We start from the raw sequence: 23,206 nt of genomic DNA, 5'->3' as shown, positions 1-23,206 counted from the left end.
ATTCGGCAGACAATAGCTCACCCGTGCCTCACGGATGAGCCCGGGTAATTCATACCGCGGCGTGCTTACGACGCTGACGCATGACTAACAACACTCCGCCAAACAACAAGACTGCTGCTGAAGGCGCTGATACTGGCGTTTGTTCGTCCTGCGGGGGTTCGTAGGTAAAAAGTTTATTATGAACTTCTACACCGCCTGTATAAGACAGTGCGGCGATACCACCATCCAGGCTACCTGTATAGCTGGTGATATCAGCGTAAGGCGCCAATACTGAGCCATTCCAGCCATCACCATTAAAGTTAAGACCGGTGTAGTCGTAGAAATTCCAAAGCACCAGTGGTGAAACTGTGTTCTTGTCGAAGTTGCCCTGTGCTTTCGCATTGATATTCAGTGTGCCGCTACCTGATACATTAATGATCATCGGTACGCTTGGCGTAAAACCAAACTCCAGGCCACCGCTTTGTAAATCATTACCGCTAATATTAAACACCAGCAAATCGTCGCTGCTGGATGATTCAAACAGTTTTTTGTTCATGTCTGATGTATTGAACGTACCGTTTGCGGTTAACGTCTTGTAATAGTCACTGTCATCAATCACGCTTTGATAGATGTCATCGAAGCGAGTTTGCAGTAAGCCCTGAGCCAATTGGAAAGCACTGCCGGTGCCGTTGTTAATCAGAGTGGTTGAACCCACGCTGCCACCGTAAACGATATTCCCGTTCTGCGTTTTAACATCGTTTGCAGTGATATCACCAAGGACGGTTACTGCATCAACCAGAGGATCGGCCGGAATTCGGCTTCCGACATCCAGCGACTTGCCAGCCATATTAATATCACCACCAATCATGATCCGCCCTTCAATATCGCTGGACGTATTCAGATCGTTTTTCAATATTAAGTTGTAAGTACCAACGTTATCTACTGAGGCAAAGCCAGATGCAGCATAAGCACATAAAACGAGACCACTAATACGACTTAACATTTTCATTTTATTCAAATTTTCATTATGGGTTGGACTAGTCAGCCTAATGCAAAATGCAAACCACAAAGTTAACTCTTTGTTTTGTAGTACATTATGACAAAGAGAGCAGACCAGTTCCCCTAAAGTGTAAAAGATGCCGACAATAGAGTCGGCAATTACGCCCCGGCAATTTTCATTTTTTCGAGCAACACAGCACCGGTACTAACACTTCCCCGCGCATCACGTTCGGCACCAATGGCAACAATATTGGCGAACATTTCCTGCAAAGTGCCGGCAATGGTCACTTCGTGTACCGGGTATTGAATCACCCCGTTTTCCACCCAGAAACCCGCGGCGCCACGGGAGTAATCGCCGGTTACGATATTAACGCCCTGCCCCATCATTTCAGTCACGTACAAACCTGTGTCCATGGTTTTCAGCAGCTCTGCGTCTGACTGACCGGAATCACTGACAATCCAGTTGTGAATACCACCAGCATGACCGTTAGACACAGTGTTAAGTTTACGGGCTGAGTAGCTGGTATACAGGTAGGTCGATAATTTACCGCCATCGACGATGGTCATGTCTTTGGTGGCCACGCCTTCGTGATCAAAGTTACTGCTGGCCAGTCCACCTTTTATATGCGGACGCTCAACAATGTTCAGCCACTCAGGGAATACCTGACTGCCGAGCTTGTCGAGCAGGAATGAAGACCGGCGATATAACGAACCGCCGCTGATGGCACCAACGTAGTGGCCAAATAAACTGGAAGCCAGTTGCTTATCAATTAACACCGGTACGGTGGCAGTTTTAATTTTCTGAGCGCCAAGGCGGGCCACAGTGCATTGCGCTGCTTCCAGTCCTACCGCTTCCGCTGAGTCCAGCTTGCTGGCATCCCGGCTAACCGTATAAGCATAGTCGCGTTGCATATCGTCGTTGTCACTGGCGATCACCATACAACTCAGGCTGTAACGACTGCTGGTATACCCTGCGTTTATGCCATGGGTGTTACCGTACACCCGCATACCCATATTGGCGTTATAGCTGGCTCCATCGGAATTGGTGATCCTGGGATCATAATCCAGTGCTGCCGACTCAGCTGCCACGGCAGTCTTAATAGCTTGCTGGGGATCCAGTGGAACGGGGTGATAGAGGTCTAAATCAGGAAATTCAGTGGCAATTAACTCAGCATCCGCCAGTCCGGTACAAGGATCTTCACTGGTATACTTAGCAATATCCACGGCCTTCTCAACCGCCAGTGCTAAGGCCTCCATACTGAGGTCAGCCGTTGAGGCGCTGCCTTTATGCTTCCCCACGTAAACGCTGATCCCCAGACCACCATCGTTAGTGAACTCAATATTTTCCACTTCCCGTAAGCGAGAGGAAACCGAAATTCCCTCAACCTTCGACATGCTGGCCTCGGCTTGTGTAGCGCCTTTTTTCAGCGCTAACTTAAGCGTATCAGCCACTTTCGATTGAGTTTCTGCTAGTTGTTGTTCGATCTGCATAGAAGTTTCGCTATAAATGTCCGTTGTTCATGGCTACAATCCACTATTATCAGTTATGAACGAGAGTCCAATGAACGACCCAAGTCAGCATGATGACGCGAATTGGGATAACGACGACAGCTATCCCGAGCACGATGAATTCGTTAGTAAATCTGAGCTTAAACGCCTGTCTGCCTTACGTCAGCAGGTTGGCGAGCAACTCGTAAATTTGTCTGACGCGCATATTAAAACCATCCCTATGGATGATGAACTGGCCGATGCCGTAACACTGGCCCGCAGAATAAACCGTAAAAAAGATGGTTTTCGCCGCCAGTTACAGTTTATCGGTAAGTTAATGCGCAGTCGCGATTTAACACCTATTGAAGAAGCCCTGGCCAAGTTGCAACACCAGCACCAGGCGCAAAATGCACGCTTCCATCAATTAGAAAAAACCCGCGATGCGATTGCCGACCGAGGCGACGATGCCATCCAGGAGGCTCTCAATGAGCACCCGACCCTGGAGCGCCAAAAACTCCGGCAGTTCCATCGCTCTATCGCTAAGGAGCGCAGTAAAAATGCGCCACCAAAAGCTTATCGCGAGTTATTTCAATATCTTAAAGAACATATGCTGGACCAGGATTAACTGGTCCCGCCGACGGTTAGCTCGTCTATTTTTAAGGTGGGCTGACCCACGCCTACCGGCACGCTCTGGCCATCCTTACCGCATACCCCAACGCCACGATCCAGCGCAACATCATTGCCGATCATGGAGATCTTTTGCATCACTTCCGGGCCATTACCAATTAGCGTAGCGCCTTTCACCGGCGCGGTAATTTTACCGTTTTCGATTAAATAGGCCTCGGCACTGGAGAACACAAACTTACCAGAAGTAATATCCACCTGTCCGCCGGCAAAGTTTGGCGCGTAAATGCCTTTATCAATCGAGCTGATAATTTCATCCGGCGTATACTTGCCACCAAGCATATAAGTGTTGGTCATGCGCGGCATCGGTAAATGGGCATAGGACTCGCGGCGACCATTCCCGGTAGGTTTAACGCCCATCAGACGGGCGTTCATTTTGTCCTGCATGTAGCCGGTAAGAATACCGTCTTCTATCAGCACATTATGCGCTGTTGGTGTGCCTTCATCATCGACCGTTAACGAGCCACGGCGATTATCCAGGGTACCGTCATCCACCACCGTAACACCTTTAGAGGCCACCTGCTGGCCCATACGGCCGGCAAAGGTTGAAGCACCCTTGCGGTTGAAGTCACCTTCAAGGCCATGGCCAACCGCTTCGTGAAGCAACACACCCGGCCAGCCACTGCCGAGCACCACTGGCATCAGGCCGGCTGGTGAAGCTATTGCCTGCATGTTGACTCTGGCCATATGCAATGCATCATCGGCGATTTGTTCGTAAAACGGACGACCATCTTCCTGACGGGTAAAGAATGCATAAGTGTGCCGGCCACCGGCACCGGCACTGCCGCGTTCACGGCGGTCACCATTTTCCATCAGCACTGAGCAGTTAAGACGCACCAAAGGGCGAATATCAGTAGCCAGCGTACCATCGCTGCCAGCCACCAGCACCTCTTCATATACGCCGCTAAGTGACACTACTACCTGATTAATGCTGCTGTCCTGTTTGCGGATATAGCCGTCTACGGCTCTCAGCAGGGCAATTTTCTCCGCCTCAGCCATGGCCAGAATAGGGTTATCAGCCGCGTACCGTGGCGCCGGCGTAATATCGCTTAAGGTGCCAACCTTTATCTGGCCACCAGCGGGGGCAATACTGCGGGCCGCGGTACAAGCCTTGGTAATCGCTTCCACACTGATGTCATCAGAGTACGCAAAGCCAGTCTTCTCGCCGCTTACCGCGCGCACACCTACACCGCGCTCCAGATTGAAGCTACCTTCTTTAATAATGCCGTCTTCCATCACCCAGCTTTCATGTTGACTGGATTGGAAATACAGGTCGGCGTAATCGGTTTGATGAGAATGAATCGAAGCAAGTGCGGTATCCAGCGATTGTCGGGATAACCCTGAATCAGCCAGCAAATTAGTTTCAACTTGATTTATCAAAGTGACTCCTGAAACGATTGTGTTGAGCCAAAGGCATGGCTTGTCGGTATTTATTGATGTCCGTCAGAGACACGGCATGCTGCAAGATGCCCTTTGCGGTTTCACGCTCTGCCAGCAACTCTCCCCACGGCGAATATATCACGCTGTGGCCGTAGGTTTCACGGCCATTTTCATGGGTGCCGGTTTGGTTAGCGGCCACTACGAAACACTGCTTTTCAATTGCTCTGGCACGCAATAGCGTATGCCAGTGCGCCGCACCGGTAACCTGGGTAAACGCAGCAGGTAACACCAGTACATCAATATCGCCCATGGCGTCGAACAAGCCGGGAAAGCGCACATCATAACACACCGCAACGCCGATTCGCCCATGCGGGGTATCAATGACCACTACCCGCTCGCCCGCCTGAGTGTACTTCGACTCTTTGTAGGCCTTGGTGTTATCGGCCACGGCGGCATCAAATAGATGGATCTTCTGATAGCAGTCGAGCGTGTTACCCTGCGGGCCGAACACAAAGCAGGAAGCGGTAAATTTCTGTGCGTCGTCGCAAGCTGCCGGAATCGTTCCGGCCACCAGGTAACATTCGAATCTGGCCGCAATCTTAGCCAGCCGGGCTTGTATGGGCCCGTCACCAGGTGACTCGGCGATAGTCAGTAAGAAACCGTCACGGGTGCCAAAGCAGGCAAAACACTCGGGGAGCACTACCACAGTATGGGCGGGTAATGCGGCTTCTGCCAGTTGGGCTTCAACAAAGTCCAGATTCGCATCAACATCCGGACCGGATGTCATTTGCAGGGCGGCAAGATTAACTGTCTGCATCTACAGGCTCCTTTGACTCTGCGGGTTCTACCGGCTCATTATCGATACTCTCGGGCGGCGCTGGCTGACGTTGCGCCGGCAGCTCAATGTCGGTGCTATCGCGGCCGACTTCTTCCAGTTCCGGGTTATCGATGGTGCCGGTAATGTGATAATTCACATTAGAGATCACCTTGGCTGAGGTCAAGACCTGATCCAGTGCCAGTGCGGCCAGCGCTGTTGGCGGATTTACCATAAAGTACACCAGCAAAGGCAGGTTGCCGGTTACGTTGGGCGCAAAGCTAACGTTGTAATTCAGTGTCTTATTGGCAAGGTCGGTATAACCTTTGATTTCAATCTCACCGGCCCCTCCGTCGATCACAGTGTCGGTTGTATTTGCCACCCCATCAACAATCTCCAGGCTACCCTTGATATCATCATAGAAAAAGCCCTGGGCAAACACATCACGAAAATCGAGACTCAGTTTTCTGACCAGTGAGTTAAGGCTGAACAGGGTAAAGATACGTGAGCCTTTGTCGCTTACCTGGGTGAGGTAGCCGTCGGTAAGTTCGGTTTGCACACTTCCGTTTAACGATTCCATGGCGAAATTAAACGGCGAGTTATCCCAGTTAAGCACAAACTCAATGCTCGCCTTAGAGTCCTTTATGCCGGAGTTAACGCCTAACTCTGACAACATCCCGCCTATATTGTGACTGTTAATGTCGCCTTCGAAGTGGGTTACTGACGTGTTATTGTCAGCCGTTAACCAACTGCCGGACGCCCGCAATTCGCCAAAATCGTTGGTGGCATCAAAGCGGTTGATTAACATGCCGTTATCAGTGCGGGTCACTTCTAAGTCTACCGTTCCGAAATCTCTGTCGAGCAGGTTACAAGCATCACAGTGAAAGCGAATGGGAGGCAGCGCATCGGGCTGGTAATCATATTCCACCTTTTCCTGTTCACTTTCATCGGTTTGCCACTCGGCAAGGCGGATAAAATCGGCATCAATTTCGATGCCCTGTTCCAGCCACGCATCAAACAGTTTTACTTCTGCTTTAGCCTGGGACGAGAGCACATTCAGCGACCAGTTATTACTCTGCTGGCGCGCCGAGATGGTTACATCGGTGAGGGTCTGGCCGGCCACAATCAGGTTTTCGGCTTCGACAAATATTCGTTGCGGTACCGAGAAGTAGCCCGGCCGCTGTGTGGTCTTAGCGGTTTGGCCGGCGTCTGACGACAGCCCACCAATCAGTAAATCAATGACGTGATACCAACGGGCTACATCCACATCCGGCATGGCCGCAGAAATACTAAACCCTGTACCGAGCCCCACAATATCACTATTGCCCAGGGCCAGATGGGCACCGGCAAACTGTTTGGTATCATGGGGCAGCACGCCGGAAAAATTAATATCATTACCCACACTCAGAGTAATATCTGACGCATCCTGATCACCATCCACCAACACCATGAGCTCTTTCACTGTCATAGAATCTTTGTAAAACGGCGCAGGTAGGCGCGATTCAACGCCAGCCAGCTCGCTGGTCATACTGGCATTATACTGAAAGCCATCCTTGCCCAGTGATACCGATACATCTGTTCGCCACTGCGCATCGCCGCTAAGGTAGTCGGCAAATGCCGGATTGACCTTTTCGATTAACGGCTGCGCGGCCCAGTTCCCGCTGAGTTCAATATCCAGTAAATACTCATCACTCAGTTGATTGCCGGCAAGTTCTAACGCCACCGGCTGGCCAAACAGCGAAGCAGTCAAACCGTTAATCGAAATATTGGCGTTAGAGAAGCCCACTTCACCGCTGGCCTGGTCAAACTTAAGATCCAGGCTGTTAACGTTAACCTGGTTTCCGTCAAGCCGGGCTATGCCTGTAGCTTTCACATTCTTGCCGTTCAGGGGGATTTCCAGCTTCACCTCACTGGCAACCGGTCCGCTAACCACCACATCCTGAGTTAGAATTTTACCCAGTGAATCCTTTAAACCCGAATTACGCATCAGTGCGGCCACCTGCTCGCCGGAGCCTTGCCCCTTCGCGTCGATGGTCAGCACTGAAGAGCCACTAAGGCGCGGAATACGTGCGTACAGGTCTGACAGTTCGATGTCCATTAACTGACTGGCGGGGCTGGTCATGGTTAATGATTCATTTTCAAACATCAGCCGCATATTAAGATCTGCCAGCGCCGGCCAGTCCGGTGCAAAAGTAAATCCGGCGTCAGCGACGTCTACCCGGGCCTGAAACACGCCCTGCCCGTCGGCAAAGGGAAATTGTGCGGGATTACCGAACCACAGTACGCTGGCATGTTGTACCTGACCACCATCGCTGAAAGCCCGCTGCAGGTAATTAACCGTTCCCTTACCCATGTAGGCGGCCGGAAAGAACCCCGGCACGTCTTTTAATGCCATGCGCTCAATTTCCATGGCGGCACTCAGTACACCACTGCCAAACTGATAGCGGATATCCTGGGTAAAGCTCAACAGCTCACTCTCCACCTGCATATTATGCAGGCTCAGCACCCAATCGCCCTCAGATTCAGGGTAAAAATAGGCGCGGCCACGAATTCTGTCGAGGGTCAGGTTCTGCGGTAACAGGTTATTAATGCTGAGCTCTGATTCACTGGCTTCCAGCTCAAGTACGCCATGGTCATGGTGCCAGAAAAACTCACCATCAATGGCACTGAGTCCGGGCACTTTACCGCTCTGATTCCAGTGCATATCAAATATTTTCGCCGCAACAGAAAGGGCTTTTTGCTGCCATTGTAACTGTAAGGTAGCCAGCTCGGCGGTTGGGTTAAGCTGCTTAACCAGCTGCCCGCTGTTCCCTTCAGTAAATAGCGGTGCAAGGGCCATGATAGGGGCCAGCGAGATAGGCTTAACCGTATTGATGGTTAAATCCCCTTCGTCATTCAGACGCCCGACCAGATCGGTAACCAGGGTATTGTTGTCGGCTTGCAGAATTAACTGGTCGACCCTGACTGACCAGCCATCTGCCGATGGCAGAGCCTGGATACTGCCGCCAAGGATCTGCGATTGCAGGATATTATTATCCCCGGCCAGTCGCCAGGCGATGTCACTGTCGTCAAACTCCACCTGGACGGCATCAATATGATTATTCTGCAGACTCGCCCAGACCTCAAAATTGCCGCGACTACGCTCCACCGGAGAGCGCGTGGGTAACAGAGCGCTGATCCACGGTGAAATGTCCAGTGACTCCCCTTTGACATAGAGGGTACCAGACAGGTCTGATTTACCGCCGTACAAGTCGATGACAAAAGCGGCCGAGTTATTGGCGATATCCTGCACCCGAATCTCGCCCCGCCCCTGGTGGCGGCTGTCGCGGTTAACCCAGTACAACTGGGATAATTCAATAACCTCTTCTTCGGCCGGCGTGACCAGCGTCACCTCGCCATGCAATAACGAGAAACTTTGTAACTGGTCGAGAAACAGGCTGCGTAGCGCTTCAACAATGGGGAAGTCCCCTTCACTGCCCTTTTCCATACGCTGGGTATCCACCCGGGCGTGCAGGCCAACCAAATCGAAACGTTTGGACGAAAGCTCCCGTTGTTGCAGGGTTTGCCAGAAATCCACTTCCACATAAACCTGCTCCAGTTTAAGCTCTACCGGTGACAGGTCGTTTTGTTGAAACTCAACGCCATTGAGCACTATGCTCGGGCCCGTGCCTTGCCAGACGGCAGACAAGCTGTCGATAGTCAGCTGAATGCCATACTGGACACTCAGGTAATCTTCAATGAGTTGTTTTTCTTCGTCAAGATAAGGCAGGGTGTAGCGCAGAGCGCTAAGTAAAACCGCAAACAGCACCAGAACAATGGCACAAAACAGCCAGAGTTTTTTAACAATATAGGCGGCAACAGAGAGGGGGCGATTCACATCATTACCACATCGTACTTATCCTGGTTGTATAAGGTTTCTGTTTGTACTTTTATTTGTTTCGAAACGAATACTTCCAGTTCGGCCAACATGTGAGACTCCTCTCCCAACAAATAATCGGCCACAGTGGGCGACGCGTAAACCACAAACATATCGGCATCGTAAGCACGGTTTACCCTGACTATTTCACGCATGATCTCAAAGCAAATGGTTTCAATGGTTTTCACCGAGCCGCGTCCTTTGCAAACAGGACAATCGCCGCACAGAATATGCTCGAGGCTTTCGCGGGTGCGCTTGCGGGTCATTTCCACCAACCCCAGTGAGGTAAAGCCATGAATGTTAATTTTAGCCCGGTCTTTACTGGTAGCAGCTTCCAGGCTGTTGAGTACCCGGCGTTTGTGGTCGTTATTGGTCATATCGATAAAATCGATAAGGATCATGCCGCCCAGGTTACGCAGTCTAAGCTGGCGGGCAATGGCCAGCGTGGCTTCGATATTGGTGTTAAAGATGGTTTCTTCGAGATTACGATGACCAACAAACGCGCCGGTATTGATGTCGATGGTGGTCATGGCTTCGGTTTGATCGATAATCAGATAGCCACCTGATTTCAGATCCACCCGACGCTCCAGCGCCCGCTGCATCTCGTTTTCAACATCATACAGGTCAAAAATGGGCCGGTCGCCGGGGTAATACTCCAGCTTTGTATGCATCTCCGGCACGTATTCTTTGGTAAACTGCCCAAGTTCATGATGAGACAGGTTGGAGTCGATTCGGATGCGGTCCAGTTCGGTGCCGACAAAATCCCGCAGTACGCGGCGAGCCAGAGGTAAATCTTCGTACAGCACATGGGAGCGACGTTTCTTTAAGCGCTGCTGAATTTTGCTCCACAAGCGACGTAAAAAGGCGGCATCGGCTTTCAGTTCAGGCTGACTAACGCCCTCGGCAGCTGTGCGCAGGATAAACCCGCCTTGCTCGTCACAAAACTCGGCCACCAGCTCTTTTAAGCGCTCGCGCTCGGTTTCATCTTCAATGCGCTGAGATACCCCAACATGGGTTACGCTGGGCATAAACACCAGATAACGAGATGGAATGGTAATATCTGTGGTCAGCCGTGCGCCTTTGGTGCCAATGGGGTCTTTCACAACCTGTACCACAATATCCTGACCATCGCGAACCAGATCGCGGATATCATGTTTTTCAATATGGCTGGTTGAGACTTCGCCGACGACTTCGTTATGAATAACAATATCAGACGCATGCAAAAATGCCGCTTTATCCAAACCAATGTCCACAAAAGCCGCCTGCATACCAGGTAACACCCGGCTTACTTTACCGCGGTAAATATTGCCCACCAAACCCCGTTTGGTGTGACGTTCCACATGGACTTCCTGCAGAATACCATTTTCTATCAGCGCAACACGTGACTCTGACGGTGTAACGTTAATCAGTAGTTCTGCACTCATTCAATCACTCCAAACTCTTGCAGTAGTTGTACGGTTTCATACAGCGGTAATCCCACAACGGCGCTGTAACTGCCTTCAATCGATTTTACAAACTGGCCGGCTATTCCCTGAATACCGTAAGCCCCAGCTTTGTCTGCGGGTTCTCCGGTCGCCCAGTAACGGGCAATTTGTGTTGCAGACAAAGGGCCAAAATGCACCTGAGTTGTCACGCAAATCGTTTTTTGCCCTTTATCATCAAGCAGGCTGACTGCCGTCATCACCTGATGTGTGCGGTCACTTAGTGCACTCAGCATGGCCGTCGCATCGGCACAATCGGCAGGTTTCCCTAACGCTTGGTTATCCAGCACCACAACGGTGTCAGAAGCCAGCACCACGCAGCCATCAGTGTCATTATGAACCTGAGCAGCGGCCTTTGCTTTTTCGGCCGCCAGGCGCGTTACTAAAGCTTCGGGCTGTTCACCGGCTAATGGCGACTCATCTAAGTCCGCAGGCCTGACGCTAAATTTGACCCCAATCTGAGTTAATAGTTCGGCGCGCCGCGGTGACGCTGAGGCCAGTACCAGTTTTCGAAGCTGACTCATGTAATCCTCAGTTGCCGTCTGACTTTACGTAATAACCAGAAAATCCAGGGCCATAGAGCCATCGAAGTCAGCACCGGCCACAGTTCCTCAAAACGAAAGGTAACGTCGGTCAGCAAACGTAGTAACCAAAACAGTAAGGAATGGTACAACGCCGATATTACGCCAATAATCACCGCTTGTTGCCACACCGAGTAATTACGCAGGCGCTGGTAATTAGCCGCTAACACGTAAATGGAGATACTCAGAGCAAAACTGTGCACACCCATGGCGGTGCCAAGCAGAATGTCGAGCGCCAGACCGCTGGTAAAGGCAACCCCCACATTAGCGCGGTGTGGTAAGGCCATTACCCAGTAAGACAACACAATTAATACCCAGTCCGGGCGGTATAAGTCTAATTGTACTGGTACCGGAATAATCTGAAAGACCATGGCAATCAGCAATGTGATAGCAATGGTATAATGACGCACCTTAATCATCGGTTGCCTCCGGTGCCTGTTCATCAGGCTCTGAGGAGGTTTGTGGCCACAGTAGTAACAGATATTTGAGGCGATTTAAGCGGGCCTGGGGGACAATGGTTACCTGCGCGAAGGGGCGCGATTCATCGCGAATCACCTGAATCACTTCTGCCACCGGGTAACCTTCCGGAAACACTTCTCCCAGCCCGGAGGACACCAGCACATCGCCTTCGCGGATATCGGCACTGTGCGCCACGTGGATAAGATACAATTCATCGATCGCGCCACTACCTGAGGCAATAAAGCGGCTGTTATTGCGGATTGAGCGCACCGGAATAGAATGGGTTACATCACTGATCAGCAGCACACGACTATTGGTGGTACCCACTTCCATCACCTGGCCCACAATACCTCGTTCATCCAGGATCGACTGACCCAGGTAGACGCCGTCAATGGCGCCTTTGTTGATGACGATTTGCTGACTGTAAGGGGTGTTGTCCACCGCCATCAATTCGGCCACCATTTTACGCATATTCTGACGCACCGGTGCATCGAGCAAGCGACGCAGTTCTTTGTTTTCCTGCTCCAGCGCCTCAAACCGTTGTAGCTTTTCGTTTTGCAGCAGCAGACGATTGGTGAGTTGTTCGTTTTCCTCAATCAGTGCCTGTTGTGAGGTCAGGCGTTGGGCGCTGGCATTGAGCAATTGCCCGGGCAAATTAGCCAGATACTGAACCGGGCTAACCAGGGAGTTCAGAAATACCCGGGTGGTAGAAAACGCATCGAGTTTAAAATCGAGCACGATCAACATCACCGACATTGCCAGAGCTAATGCCAGCCGGATATTGAGTGAGGGACCTCGGGTAAAAATTGTATCCATAATGCAAGAAGGCAACCTGAGAAGGTTGCCTTGTCTATTTACTCGTAGCTAAACAAATCCCCACCATGCATGTCTATCATGTCGAAGGCTTTACCCCCGCCACGCGCCACACAGGTGAGCGGATCATCTGCTATTACCACCGGGATACCGGTTTCTTCCATCAGGAGTCGGTCGAGATCTTTAAGTAATGCGCCACCACCGGTGAGCACCATGCCTCGCTCTGAAATATCAGAGGCTAACTCTGGCGGTGATTGCTCAAGGGCCACCATGACTGCCGATACGATACCGGTTAATGGCTCCTGCAATGCTTCGAGAATTTCATTTGAATTAAGAATAAAGCCGCGTGGTACCCCTTCGGCCAGGTTACGGCCACGAACTTCAATTTCGCGTACTTCTTCACCCGGATAAGCAGCACCAATTTCGTGCTTAATCCGTTCTGCCGTGGCTTCACCAATCAGTGAGCCAAAGTTACGGCGAATATAGTTGATGATAGCTTCATCGAATTTATCACCACCAATACGCACAGAAGAGGAATACACCACACCGTTAAGTGAAATAATCGCTACTTCGGTAGTACCACCACCGATATCGACCACCATTGAACCGGTTGCTTCGGATACTGGTAAGCCAGCACCGATGGCTGCCGCCATGGGCTCATCAATCAGATACACTTCACGGGCACCGGCACCCAGCGCCGATTCTTTGATTGCGCGACGCTCAACCTGAGTAGAACCACAGGGCACACACACCAGTACACGAGGGCTGGGGCGCAGGAAGTTATTGTCGTGCACTTGCTTGATAAAGTGCTGCAGCATTTTCTCGGTGACGTAGAAATCGGCGATAACACCATCTTTCATTGGCCGGATGGCACGAATGTTACCCGGCGTTCTGCCCAGCATGCGCTTAGCTTCGGCACCTACAGCGGCAACACTTTTAGGGCCGGCGGCACGTTCCTGGCGAATAGCAACAACGGAGGGTTCATTCAGCACGATGCCCTGATCTTTTACGTAGATCAATGTATTGGCTGTTCCGAGGTCGATGGACAGATCGTTAGAGAACATGCCTCGAAGTTTTTTAAACATGAAGTGGTATTTCCTGTAATAAGCACCTGTCACTGCGCCGTGAAGTGCGGGAATAAGGCGGCTGGACGTGATTTAACAACTATCCGCACACTTTAACAATGGGGGCTATTTTGAGCAAGTAAACTCCCTGACTAAACCGAAAAAAACCAGCCATTACCCTTATTTGCCTGTCGCTTCGCCCATGGAGCATGCGCAGCGTTCAACTATTATACAAGCTTTAACCTGACGGCAGGTATTTATGCCTATACAAGGTTACTCTGTTGCCCTGTCACCAGGTGGTTTAGTAGCCTTCCCGAATGTGTATAGTGCGGTCGTTGCCACGGTAAATACCGAAGAAGGCCTCTCCGCTTGGTTTGTCATCGGTGTCGATATCACCGTCGCCATCCCAGTCGATGTTGAGATACCCGGCCCAGTCCGCTCCGGGTGCGCCGGGCTCCAGGGTTATTCTTACCGCACCACGAAGCGCTACGCCGTTCTGCATTGCCGGCCCCAGATTAATCATAGAGTCCGGACTTTTACCCGCGGATAACACGCCAGTACTGCTAATGCCTGGAAGGTGACTGGTAATATCCTGCTCATCGTTACCTTCAGAAGCGCTGGCAATCGACACCTGCCCACTGCTTTGGGATAAACTTAATGCAGTACAGCTGTCCTGCACGTTTATCATCCAGTTACCGTTATCATAATATTCCGTGACCAGCGGGGCCCTTAGGGTTTCGGTTTCCGGGCCAAAGGTATTTTCTATGCGTAACCGGCCATAGCGAAGATCAGTGCCCTGAACTGAGCTAAAACTGAATGCCTCACAACTGCCCGGATAAGCGGTTTGGTAACACACCCCGTCAGCATCGGTTAGAAATGGCGCGGCAAATGTCATCGCGGCATCAGCGGTGAATGGAGAGCCATTGCCTGTACCTGCAGATGGTGTTGCAATTTTACTGTAGCTAACCTGAGTATTGAGCACGGTTATCTTACCTTCACCGTCATAATCAGTGTGATCCGTAATAACGGGTATATCCCCGGCATTCAGGATATTCAGTGCGCCGCTATAAGCAGAGTTATCAGCAAAACTGATGGCACTTAAACCGCTGCTCCCCGGGTTCAACTGCCACAGGCTGTCGGAATAATTGCGGGTCACCTGGTCTCTGGCATTATAGGCGGTTACTGATAACTCAGGTTCACTGCCGGTAACAAAATCGAAAGGTTGCCCGATATAGGTAAACTGGCTGCTGCACTGATCTTCAAATTGCGGGGTGGTGGAGGCGCTAACATCGAAGTACGCCGGGATGATCCGCCCCGGCCCCACCTGGTTGGCGCTAATAACATTACCCAGATAATCAGCATCCTGCACATCCCAGGTATATGACCCCACCTCACTTACATAAGCCTGGGCAAAGCTCCAGTTACCGCTATTGAAAGCGGCAACACTGACATCAGACCAGGCCTGACTAGCAGCACTGGTCACCGACTGTGACGCCGCCACAAACAACTGCGCCTCTGCCGCATTAACCGAAACCGGCGCAATCCTAAGCAGGCTCATCTGCATAGTACCAGGCTGGTACCCGGGCAGAACGGTGTTGTTAGCCCCTCGGGCTGACATGGAAAGCGTAAACTCTGCGCCGGCTGTTTGCGAAGAGGCTGCCGTGGCACCCAGGGAAATACTGGCTGGAATGCTATCAAATTGCGCACTGCCCGAATCAATAGTGACCCCATTAACACTGGCTGTAGCAGCAAGTGCAACCCGGCCTGCATCGGCATATGAAAAGCCACTCAGGCTGGTTTCGCCGTCGGCATTAAAGTTCAACGTTACACTGGCCGTATTCTGGCCAGCCCCTGAGCCATTAACGGGTACGCCAGCTAACGGTACAGAACACTGATCCGGTGAGTACCCGGTGCCGCCGTCGATACAATCGTAGCTTAGCGAAACTGACTGACTGCCCGTGAGTAACGCCTGACATACGCCGGCATTATCGCGCACCGCCCTGAGACCAATGCGGCCAAGGTCGGCTTCGGCAATAACATCTGGCAGCACGCTAGAGTAAGGTGCTGCCGTGTCGTAGAACTCAAAGCCAGCATTCACAAAGTCGATATTACAGTCTGTTGTACAGTCCGCGGGAGATTGCGGGGCAGAATCGGTATTCGCAGCGGTTACTGAAAGAGGAAATGAGCCCGCTGCAGATTGCTCTAACGTGGTTGTTACTGAGCCGGAAAACGTTACCGGCATCGACACCGACCAGTCACCGTTGGGTAAATTCACACTTACCGGATCGGTCACTAACTCCGAACAACTGGCATTGGCGCAGGCCTTAATGGTAATTGTGGCCGCACTGCAGGTAAGAGTTTGCTCGGGGTGAGTGATTTCATAATGATGCACGCTTACGCAGTCTACCGTGCTGTTTAAATCTGCCCGGATGGCTTCTCTGGACTGTTCGTAATCATACAGTCTGAAATCATCAATCTGACCATTGGCCGAGTTGGCCGTCATTTCATAAACAAAATAATTGGCTGAGCTATCGCCGATTTTAACCGACGAGAGATTGCCCAGTTCAGAGCTACTGAATGCCCAGTTGCCGTACATGTACACGCGACTGCCATTGACGTACAAATTAACGTCTTCAGAGGCGACGTCCCAGCTTAACGCTATATGTACCCATTCGTTAGCGGAATAACCCAGCGATTGCGACTTAACCTGCATGTCACCATCGTTTCTATCTTCCATGCCAAAAGCCAGCTCACCGTTATTGGTTAACGACATAAAAAAGTATTTGTCGACGCTAGCATTATTGGCACCGCCGCGACTTGCATCAAACAGCATGCGCTGACCGCCGCCTATCCAGGCACTGTCGCTGCGATACCAGAACGATACCGTTCCCCGTGGCCCGATTGTGTTCAGGTCCAGGTTGCTATCCACTTCGTCGAGCTGGTTGTAACGATTATTGTAGGGCACATCCAAAGCCCGGCATGAGATATCGTTTGCCGGTAGTTCAGGGGTTACCCGGCCCACAGGCGTGCCATTATTCCCTTCAGCAGATGAATCAATTACTGCGCCGGCGCCATCCCATGAGGCTTCCTCAAACTGATAATGCAACTTAGCCACTGCCCCGGTACAGCTTGTACAGGTGTAATCTGACGCGGTATACAGCCCCTGCACGTCTGCGGTGGACAACTCGCCATCGTAAATCCGTACATCATCAATATCGCCTAACATATGATAGGTAAGTTCATTGCTGTAAGACGCATTATTACTGGAATTGGCGGCGCTGGCGCCAAGGATGATAGGTTCGCGGTTATAGCGTAATGTCAGGCCTCTGACTGAATAGCTGCCGAGGTAGACGCCATCCAGGTATGCATTGAACCCTGAGGAACTCCATGTATACACCAGATGGTACCAGCGCTCGCGTTCCTCGACCTCTGGTAACGAATATACGTTATAGGTGGTTGACTGGGTTTCGTGTTTAAACAGAAAGCGGCCTTCCTGATTCACATAAATTGTAAGTTGTCCGCCATAATCACGGCCCCTGGAGTCTTTAGAAAAAAGCGCCTGGAATGACTCGCCGTTTCTATCAAGATTGTGATCGAGATTTGCTACTTTAAACCAAAGAGAAATTGAGCCGCTTGTGAGTTCATAGCTACGGTGGTGAGGAATATTAATATGATCGTTATTGCCATCGAACCCAACCGCCTGACAAAAACGCCCGTAATTTTCCGCCCGGGCACCATCGACCGCCTGGCCATTAATGCCACTTACTACATCAACAATCTCGCCAGACGAGCCGTTCAGGCTACACACATCCATATTCCAGTGCGAAAGCAGGGTGGCATTTGAACTACAACTGGTACAGCTAGCTTCGGACTCAGCAAACAATAGCGCAACCTGCTCTTCCGACAGTTGCGAATTGTACAGGCGCACATCATCCATACGGCCCTGATAAAAATCACCAATATCACTGTAAGCTGAATTATTCACATCGTGACGGTTGGCATTAGCCGCTATCACCGTGGTGCGATTGTTATTCTGCCAGCCTGAGGTATAGCTGCTATTTGAGCCTACCAGCACTTTATCCACGTAGACCTGCATACCAGCAGCCCCCACACTGTAGACTACATGATGCCACTGCCCTTCGGTAATCACCGGTGTAGAATTTATCTGGTAGGTCGAATTGCGCGACTCCTGACTGACTTTGATTGCACCAGTGGAAGTAACCCATATTGTGAACTGACCACTGTAATTATTGCGACTGTCTTTTGACAACAGTGCCATGCCACCTGCCTGGGCATTCTCAAAATTGACGAAAGACAGGTTGTCGACTTTCATCCAGAACGATACTGTACCCGCACTGACCTCATAGCGATTACTGTGGGGTAACCGGATATGATCACCATCGCCCCTGAAATAAGCGGCCTGACAAAGTTTGCCATTGCTGTCGATACTCGGGTCCTCAAATGACTGGCCGTTGATACCGGCTATGGCATCCACCACTTCGCCACTGGCGCCGGTTAAAGCGCAGGCATTCATTGTCCAGCGGGCGGTAGCTGTGGGCAGAAAAGCGGCCTGAGTACACAGATTATCGGCGGCAAAGGTCGACACCCCACTCTGATCATAGGTGATTTTTGCGCGGTCCTGCATTATCACATTCAGCGCATTAACGGCGCCGGTATGCTGCACATCGGTGTTATAGCTCGCCGACGCCACAGCATAAAAATAGCCTTTTACCTGAGAATACTGACCAAAGGTGATATTTCCTTCGGAGTACATTAGTAGCTGATCAGGGTTGCCGTTGGTATTAATCTGATTACTGATATTGGTGGAAAAGTCCCGGGTATAGATTACCACTTTGGCGCCACTGGCTACCTGCAGTTGCGCATTTTGGCCGAGGTTAAGTGTTTCTATCCAATAGATCCCGCTTTGCAGTGTTAACACTGCGTTGAAATTTACCGACAACGATTTAATTTTAAAGGTGTTATTGCTGGATACAGCGGTAAGACTCGAACCGTTGCCGAGGGTGATATTACGGTAACCGCCAGCGTTGAGTGTTGCCGAGGTATTGTCCTGAATATAACGATCGGTGGTCGAAGGCGAATACTGGTAAGCAGAAATGGCCATTCCCGCTGCACTGCTGCCGCTCAGCTGACAGGCGACGGTATCGCAGCTACTGCCGCCGCTGTTATCCACCATACTGGCAAAACTTATTTGCCCGTCACTGCCAACCAGCGAAGTTTGCGGCTGAAACTGAATATAACCGGAAGAGGAATAGGACCCGGCCGGATCGGGAAAAACACTGGAGCAGCTGGCAGCCGCCGCCAACATGGCAGGCAACCATAACAGTAGAATACAACAACGCAATACAGTCACTGCTTACCCTTTATTAACGTTCTTCGAACGCATCCAGCTCGAAGGTCCGGCTGGCCCAAATATCATTCGCCCGGCAGATACCGGTACTCTCAAAGCGATAGTAATTATAATCGACATTTTGTTTTACCACCTGAGTGGTAGTGCAGGTTGCCTGATAACTGCAGTTTTCCAGCCCATCGCCGGTGCTGAAGGCAGCATTACTGGTAATAGTGGTACTGCAATTTGCCACCGGACTGTTTAATGGAAAAGCGGTGCTGAGTAATCGCTGTACCCCACTCTGAGCCGCCATTTTCGCTCTGGCGCCGAGCACCTCATATACCACCGACTGATTGGATGACGATAGCAGGTTAACCATAGTAATGCCCAAAAAGGCGAGTATGATTATAATGAACAACGTCATCACCAACATACTCCCGCGTTGGCGTTTGTCAGGGAATATTAGCAATGTGGATCTCCTGCTGATAAGCAATCTGTTCATTATTGTCGATAAAGCGCAGGCGAATTTCGGCTATCGAGTTACTCTGCAGACTGGTAGAAATAATCCGGAACGGGTCATCCTCCTGCGGATTATTCACCGGATCAGCCGATAATACATTAGCCACATGCCCGGCGATAACCGGCAAACCGGGGAAAGCCCCTAACTGATTCACCAGTAAGTCATTTTCATAGCGAATGAGGCGATTCTGATACACACAGTAGCTCACGGCCCGGTCGATCAGATAAACGCGCGAAGCAGGTGATTCCTGAGCCAGTAATCCGGTCACCTCAAGCTGCACGATATTATCACTGTCATCCAGTGTGGTGCAGTCGCCGTCGCCATCATCGCTGCAACCGGACACGGTAACCCGGTGACCATTATTGGCATCAAACACATCCTCACTGCGGGTAGGATACACTACTGCAAAATTATCGCCGCCGGGCAGCTCATAGGGCACATTGTTTATATCGTGCAGGGCAACCACGTCGATTTCGTAGGTGGCATCACCGGCATCGGGCAAGTCGGTATACACCGTGGCCCAGTTAATCGGCACAAACTCCATGCAGTGATAACTGGTGTTACCGGTTATTCTGACGCTGTTAGGTAAGGCATTGCGTAGCTCCCGTTTAAGCCGTTCAATAGCAAAACGGCTCTCGGACAGCAGTTGCTCTCGAGTACTGACATCAATATAAGTTTGCATGGAGCCGCGCACAAAACTGGCAATGCCAGCGCTTGCCACACCGAGGATGACAATAACGGTGACCAGTTCAATAAGGGTAAATCCGCGGTTGCGCAGGGTGGTGCTGATCATACGTTCCACCGGTAACTGCTGAAGGTTATTGCTTCACCGCCGGGCGTAGTAACGGTTATGACAATCCGCTTTACGTTGCCGATAACCGCGCCGCTGCCGCCGGCATCGTCATTGACGCCGTCTTCGTTATCATCATAGTAAACCTGAACGGCGACAGAGAAACCGGTATACAGGCTCTCGCCATTGTACAGCACAGGCAGGCCCTGGGCCGACAATATAGTTGCCCCGGATTCATTCAGGCCGTTGTAATCATCAATATCATCATACTGAGCGCGGCTCTCGCCGGCATCGGGGCCAAGATTTCCCGAAGTCGTACAGGGTATAGATTCATTGCAGCGCTCGCCGGTGCTGCTGTTAGCCAGGTTGTTATCGAACGCGCGGGCATTAATTTCGCTCATCAGCGATTGCGCCAACTCGCTGGCCCGTACCTGCCAGATGGGCTCCACACTAAGGCGCGACTGCGGGCCAATCAAACCAATGATCACCATCATAATGATGGAAAACACAGTAATACCAATTATCAGTTCAACCAGGGTAAACCCTTTTACCACTCTAGCAGGCATGGATGTAGCCCTCGCTTTCAATACAAACATCTACGCTGGACTCACCAGTGATAATTACCCGGCACGGCGTGCCCGTGCCACAGTTAGCCGTATTGTTCAGCGGCCTGCCCAGCGCATCAAACCCGATATAACTGAAGTTAATCAGCGCGCCATCGGCACTGGATAAGCTCAGTCCCTCATCGGTAAGCTCGGTACCCACAGTGGCCAGAAACCCTGGAGCATCACTGGCTATGCCGCTACCGCACGTAGCACTGCCGTTACCAGGTGCATAATCGAGTGCTGGTGGTCCGTATGCGCTATTAGCGCCGTATTGAAAGTTAAGCCGAAAGCAAAACCCGTCACGGGTATCCTGCATGGCTCTGATTTGCATATTACGAAGGGCGGACACGAGGCGGTCCTGATAGGCGTATTCAACATAGCCCTGACGGCTCTGAAGTCGGGTGCCGGCCACAACGGCCAGCACGCCGATTAGAGTTATTACAGTGACTAGTTCAACTAAACTAAAACCACCGGCTCTTTTAATGACCTTACCGGTCATAGTTCAAGCCACAATCAAAAAATTATGGTTAACAACCTGTGTCAACTAAAGCGACTGAAGGAACACCACTATCAGTTGCTTCTGTATAAGTTACTGCACAAGTATTATCTGTAGTCCCTTCAGGGTAAAAAGTAATTACACCTGCAACTTCAGGACTAGAAGTCTGATCCCCTGCCGTTGTAACAACAGCATCCCAGTCCGTATCGGTGATATCAGTCCACGCTGAAATTGTTGGAGTCCCTGTAAGTAACATCGTATCCGCATCAGGGTAACCATAGTTAATATTTACTGTGGTGCCGTTTATCGAAACAGTCGTTGCTGCGATGCCCTGCGAGCCTGCGATCGCTGATTTTGCATAAACTAATTGCGAGCCACCTTGTAATCCGGCTTTAAGACCCTGAAGAGTAGATGCCCGAGCATCGCTCTGGAAGTCAATAAAACGCGGTGCGGCTGTTACAGCTAAAATGCCCAGGATCACGATCACGATGATCAGTTCGATTAAAGTAAAACCACGCTGTTGCATGTTAATTCCCCTCAAAACAAGTTTTTCTATTATTCACTATTTTTCAATTGAGTACAGCGTTTACTGTACTAATTAGACGAATTGTTAGTATTGTTACTAAAGACGACCACCTGACCAATTCTGGGATCGTATATAAATCCATCCCCTACGGTGTCATCGGTGGGTGTATTCTGTAAATTCCGCACTGATTTACTTAAATAGTAAAAGCACAGGTCATTGCCACCGGAGCCTGCCCCATTACTGAAGTTAGTAAAATAACGGAAACTGTCAAATGGCCGGTTCGCCCAGTTCGATGTAATGGTGGGTGCACTTTGCATGATCAGGTTAAAAATACTCTCGCAGTCCAGTGCTGACATGGCATCGTCTTCGGTGCTGTTATCGTTGTTTACTTGTCCGGTGGGATAGCCGGTATTGCGGTCGACACCCACAATAATACCGTCGATGGTAACAAACGACAGATTAGTGCCCTGATTATCCCGCGGCCGGGCCTCAAGCTCCCATTCCGCTCTGACCAGGCCAACGCCGGTAGCGAAGCCGCCTGAAACCGCCTCGATAGTAGCATCTTCAGCCTGCTCGGTGACATCCAGGAAACGTGGAATAGCCACTGCTGCCAATAACCCCAGTAAGACCACTACAATAGTGAGCTCAATGAGGGTAAAACCTTTTACACCCGCGATCCGTTTACCCGCGTTGTGACGTTTACAATTTGTCATAGATAACTCCTGAACTCCCAATTTACTCACGAACTAGTCATTCCCTGATTGTTGAACAATACCTGTAAAAATACTGTAGTCGAAATAGGGGCCGGTACTCACCCGGTAGCGACACCGTGCATTCGGTGTTTGCTCCCCTTCATTGTCGCTGGCGTAGTAATCACCCAGTACCCGAAATCCCTCAACCCGGGTTGACGTATTCAGTAATTGCTCCCAAAGCTGCAAACAACTCTCTGAACTCGGCTCAACTTTCGGCCAGCCAAAGTGAGCCATTCTGACCGGCCGGCGGCCGACTTCCTTACCTTCGTTGTCGTAGTGCACCAGCATAATCATTTCCGGGCGACCCTCGGCCTGCCACTGCCAGTGAGCATTGGTGGCACTGGTAGCAAACTGGCGCGCATAGCCCCGCATAATTTCTGTTTCCACATCCGGTTCACTGTCGTACACATACACAATCGCAGTAGCCATTAAAATGGTAAACACAACAATTACCGCCAGGTTAACCAGCACCCGGTTGAGGTTATGTTCGGCAACGTCTTTTGATTTCAAGC

19 protein-coding genes are annotated in these 23,206 nt (G+C 50.9%); 1 reads left to right on the top strand and 18 read right to left on the bottom strand.

Annotated elements, in window-relative coordinates:
• Nucleotides 1-49 precede the first annotated feature (49 nt).
• Together AC566Q_RS03230 and pmbA are read right to left on the bottom strand one after the other, a co-directional pair.
• Nucleotides 50-988, bottom strand: coding sequence for a choice-of-anchor A family protein (locus AC566Q_RS03230; RefSeq protein WP_499613624.1), 939 nt, complete (start codon nucleotides 986-988; stop codon nucleotides 50-52).
• A gap of 149 nt (nucleotides 989-1,137) precedes the next feature.
• Nucleotides 1,138-2,469 carry a metalloprotease PmbA gene (gene pmbA / locus AC566Q_RS03225; protein ID WP_499613621.1) on the bottom strand — a complete coding sequence of 444 codons (1,332 nt, stop codon included), beginning with the start codon at nucleotides 2,467-2,469 and terminating at the stop codon, nucleotides 1,138-1,140.
• 70 nt (nucleotides 2,470-2,539) lie between these two features.
• Between pmbA and yjgA the strand changes: the two genes are divergently transcribed.
• Nucleotides 2,540-3,091 (top strand): ribosome biogenesis factor YjgA, encoded by a 552-nt coding sequence (yjgA, locus tag AC566Q_RS03220; protein ID WP_499613618.1) that lies wholly within the window; start codon nucleotides 2,540-2,542, stop codon nucleotides 3,089-3,091.
• Here the strand turns inward: yjgA and tldD are convergent.
• From tldD to AC566Q_RS03140, 16 genes are all read right to left on the bottom strand, one after another.
• Nucleotides 3,088-4,530: a metalloprotease TldD gene (tldD, locus tag AC566Q_RS03215; protein ID WP_499613615.1), complete on the bottom strand. Its 1,443-nt coding sequence runs from the start codon at nucleotides 4,528-4,530 to the stop codon at nucleotides 3,088-3,090. The two genes, yjgA and tldD, sit on opposite strands and share 4 nt — an antisense overlap.
• Nucleotides 4,514-5,347, bottom strand: coding sequence for a carbon-nitrogen hydrolase family protein (locus AC566Q_RS03210; RefSeq protein WP_499613612.1), 834 nt, complete (start codon nucleotides 5,345-5,347; stop codon nucleotides 4,514-4,516). The genes tldD and AC566Q_RS03210 overlap by 17 nt, the downstream gene beginning before the upstream one ends.
• On the bottom strand, nucleotides 5,334-9,221 hold the full coding sequence (locus tag AC566Q_RS03205) for a YhdP family protein (protein WP_499613609.1): 3,888 nt from the start codon (nucleotides 9,219-9,221) through the stop codon (nucleotides 5,334-5,336). Before AC566Q_RS03205 ends, AC566Q_RS03210 begins: the two co-directional genes overlap by 14 nt.
• A complete protein-coding gene (gene rng, locus AC566Q_RS03200; protein ID WP_499613606.1) occupies nucleotides 9,218-10,684 on the bottom strand; it encodes a ribonuclease G in 1,467 nt (488 codons plus the stop codon). The genes AC566Q_RS03205 and rng overlap by 4 nt, the downstream gene beginning before the upstream one ends.
• Nucleotides 10,681-11,265, bottom strand: a complete 585-nt coding sequence (locus AC566Q_RS03195; protein ID WP_499613603.1) for a Maf family protein — start codon at nucleotides 11,263-11,265, stop codon at nucleotides 10,681-10,683. Before AC566Q_RS03195 ends, rng begins: the two co-directional genes overlap by 4 nt.
• On the bottom strand, nucleotides 11,262-11,741 hold the full coding sequence (gene mreD, locus AC566Q_RS03190; protein ID WP_499613600.1) for a rod shape-determining protein MreD: 480 nt from the start codon (nucleotides 11,739-11,741) through the stop codon (nucleotides 11,262-11,264). Before mreD ends, AC566Q_RS03195 begins: the two co-directional genes overlap by 4 nt.
• Nucleotides 11,734-12,597, bottom strand: coding sequence for a rod shape-determining protein MreC (gene mreC / locus AC566Q_RS03185; RefSeq protein ID WP_499613597.1), 864 nt, complete (start codon nucleotides 12,595-12,597; stop codon nucleotides 11,734-11,736). Before mreC ends, mreD begins: the two co-directional genes overlap by 8 nt.
• A gap of 38 nt (nucleotides 12,598-12,635) precedes the next feature.
• A complete protein-coding gene (locus AC566Q_RS03180) occupies nucleotides 12,636-13,679 on the bottom strand; it encodes a rod shape-determining protein (RefSeq protein ID WP_073316955.1) in 1,044 nt (347 codons plus the stop codon).
• Nucleotides 13,680-13,959: 280 nt separating this feature from the next.
• The gene (locus tag AC566Q_RS03175) at nucleotides 13,960-19,029 is read right to left on the bottom strand and encodes a LamG-like jellyroll fold domain-containing protein (RefSeq protein WP_499613593.1); all 5,070 of its coding nucleotides are present in this window, start codon (nucleotides 19,027-19,029) and stop codon (nucleotides 13,960-13,962) included.
• A gap of 13 nt (nucleotides 19,030-19,042) precedes the next feature.
• A complete protein-coding gene (locus AC566Q_RS03170; protein WP_499613590.1) occupies nucleotides 19,043-19,429 on the bottom strand; it encodes a type II secretory pathway component in 387 nt (128 codons plus the stop codon).
• A 28-nt stretch (nucleotides 19,430-19,457) separates the two neighbouring features.
• A complete protein-coding gene (locus AC566Q_RS03165; RefSeq protein WP_499613587.1) occupies nucleotides 19,458-20,318 on the bottom strand; it encodes a PulJ/GspJ family protein in 861 nt (286 codons plus the stop codon).
• A complete protein-coding gene (locus AC566Q_RS03160) occupies nucleotides 20,315-20,881 on the bottom strand; it encodes a type IV pilus modification PilV family protein (protein ID WP_499613585.1) in 567 nt (188 codons plus the stop codon). The genes AC566Q_RS03165 and AC566Q_RS03160 overlap by 4 nt, the downstream gene beginning before the upstream one ends.
• Nucleotides 20,871-21,419: a type IV pilin protein gene (locus AC566Q_RS03155; protein WP_499613582.1), complete on the bottom strand. Its 549-nt coding sequence runs from the start codon at nucleotides 21,417-21,419 to the stop codon at nucleotides 20,871-20,873. Before AC566Q_RS03155 ends, AC566Q_RS03160 begins: the two co-directional genes overlap by 11 nt.
• A 28-nt stretch (nucleotides 21,420-21,447) precedes the next feature.
• Entirely contained in the window at nucleotides 21,448-21,942 is a 495-nt protein-coding gene (locus tag AC566Q_RS03150; protein WP_499613579.1) for a prepilin-type N-terminal cleavage/methylation domain-containing protein, read from the bottom strand.
• A gap of 68 nt (nucleotides 21,943-22,010) precedes the next feature.
• Nucleotides 22,011-22,655 carry a pilus assembly FimT family protein gene (locus AC566Q_RS03145; RefSeq protein WP_499613577.1) on the bottom strand — a complete coding sequence of 215 codons (645 nt, stop codon included), beginning with the start codon at nucleotides 22,653-22,655 and terminating at the stop codon, nucleotides 22,011-22,013.
• A 33-nt stretch (nucleotides 22,656-22,688) separates the two neighbouring features.
• On the bottom strand, nucleotides 22,689-23,204 hold the full coding sequence (locus AC566Q_RS03140; protein WP_499613574.1) for a hypothetical protein: 516 nt from the start codon (nucleotides 23,202-23,204) through the stop codon (nucleotides 22,689-22,691).
• Between the last annotated feature and the right edge of the window lie 2 nt (nucleotides 23,205-23,206).

Source organism: Alteromonas sp. H02, assembly GCF_059682525.1.
Note: the sequence above shows the minus strand (reverse complement) of the source record. Positions and strands in the feature narration are given on the sequence as shown.

Bases quoted from the DNA above. Each gene is read 5' to 3' on its own strand.
- mreD (WP_499613600.1), bottom strand. From the start codon at position 11,741: ATGATTAAGGTGCGTCATTATACCATTGCTATCACATTGCTGATTGCC.
- rng (WP_499613606.1), bottom strand. From the start codon at position 10,684: ATGAGTGCAGAACTACTGATTAACGTTACACCGTCAGAGTCACGTGTT.
- AC566Q_RS03145 (WP_499613577.1), bottom strand. From the start codon at position 22,655: ATGACAAATTGTAAACGTCACAACGCGGGTAAACGGATCGCGGGTGTA.
- mreC (WP_499613597.1), bottom strand. From the start codon at position 12,597: ATGGATACAATTTTTACCCGAGGTCCCTCACTCAATATCCGGCTGGCA.
- AC566Q_RS03230 (WP_499613624.1), bottom strand. From the start codon at position 988: ATGAAAATGTTAAGTCGTATTAGTGGTCTCGTTTTATGTGCTTATGCT.
- pmbA (WP_499613621.1), bottom strand. From the start codon at position 2,469: ATGCAGATCGAACAACAACTAGCAGAAACTCAATCGAAAGTGGCTGAT.
- AC566Q_RS03180 (WP_073316955.1), bottom strand. From the start codon at position 13,679: ATGTTTAAAAAACTTCGAGGCATGTTCTCTAACGATCTGTCCATCGAC.
- AC566Q_RS03170 (WP_499613590.1), bottom strand. From the start codon at position 19,429: ATGACGTTGTTCATTATAATCATACTCGCCTTTTTGGGCATTACTATG.
- AC566Q_RS03155 (WP_499613582.1), bottom strand. From the start codon at position 21,419: ATGACCGGTAAGGTCATTAAAAGAGCCGGTGGTTTTAGTTTAGTTGAA.
- AC566Q_RS03160 (WP_499613585.1), bottom strand. From the start codon at position 20,881: ATGCCTGCTAGAGTGGTAAAAGGGTTTACCCTGGTTGAACTGATAATT.
- AC566Q_RS03150 (WP_499613579.1), bottom strand. From the start codon at position 21,942: ATGCAACAGCGTGGTTTTACTTTAATCGAACTGATCATCGTGATCGTG.
- AC566Q_RS03195 (WP_499613603.1), bottom strand. From the start codon at position 11,265: ATGAGTCAGCTTCGAAAACTGGTACTGGCCTCAGCGTCACCGCGGCGC.
- AC566Q_RS03210 (WP_499613612.1), bottom strand. From the start codon at position 5,347: ATGCAGACAGTTAATCTTGCCGCCCTGCAAATGACATCCGGTCCGGAT.
- yjgA (WP_499613618.1), top strand. From the start codon at position 2,540: ATGAACGACCCAAGTCAGCATGATGACGCGAATTGGGATAACGACGAC.
- AC566Q_RS03165 (WP_499613587.1), bottom strand. From the start codon at position 20,318: ATGATCAGCACCACCCTGCGCAACCGCGGATTTACCCTTATTGAACTG.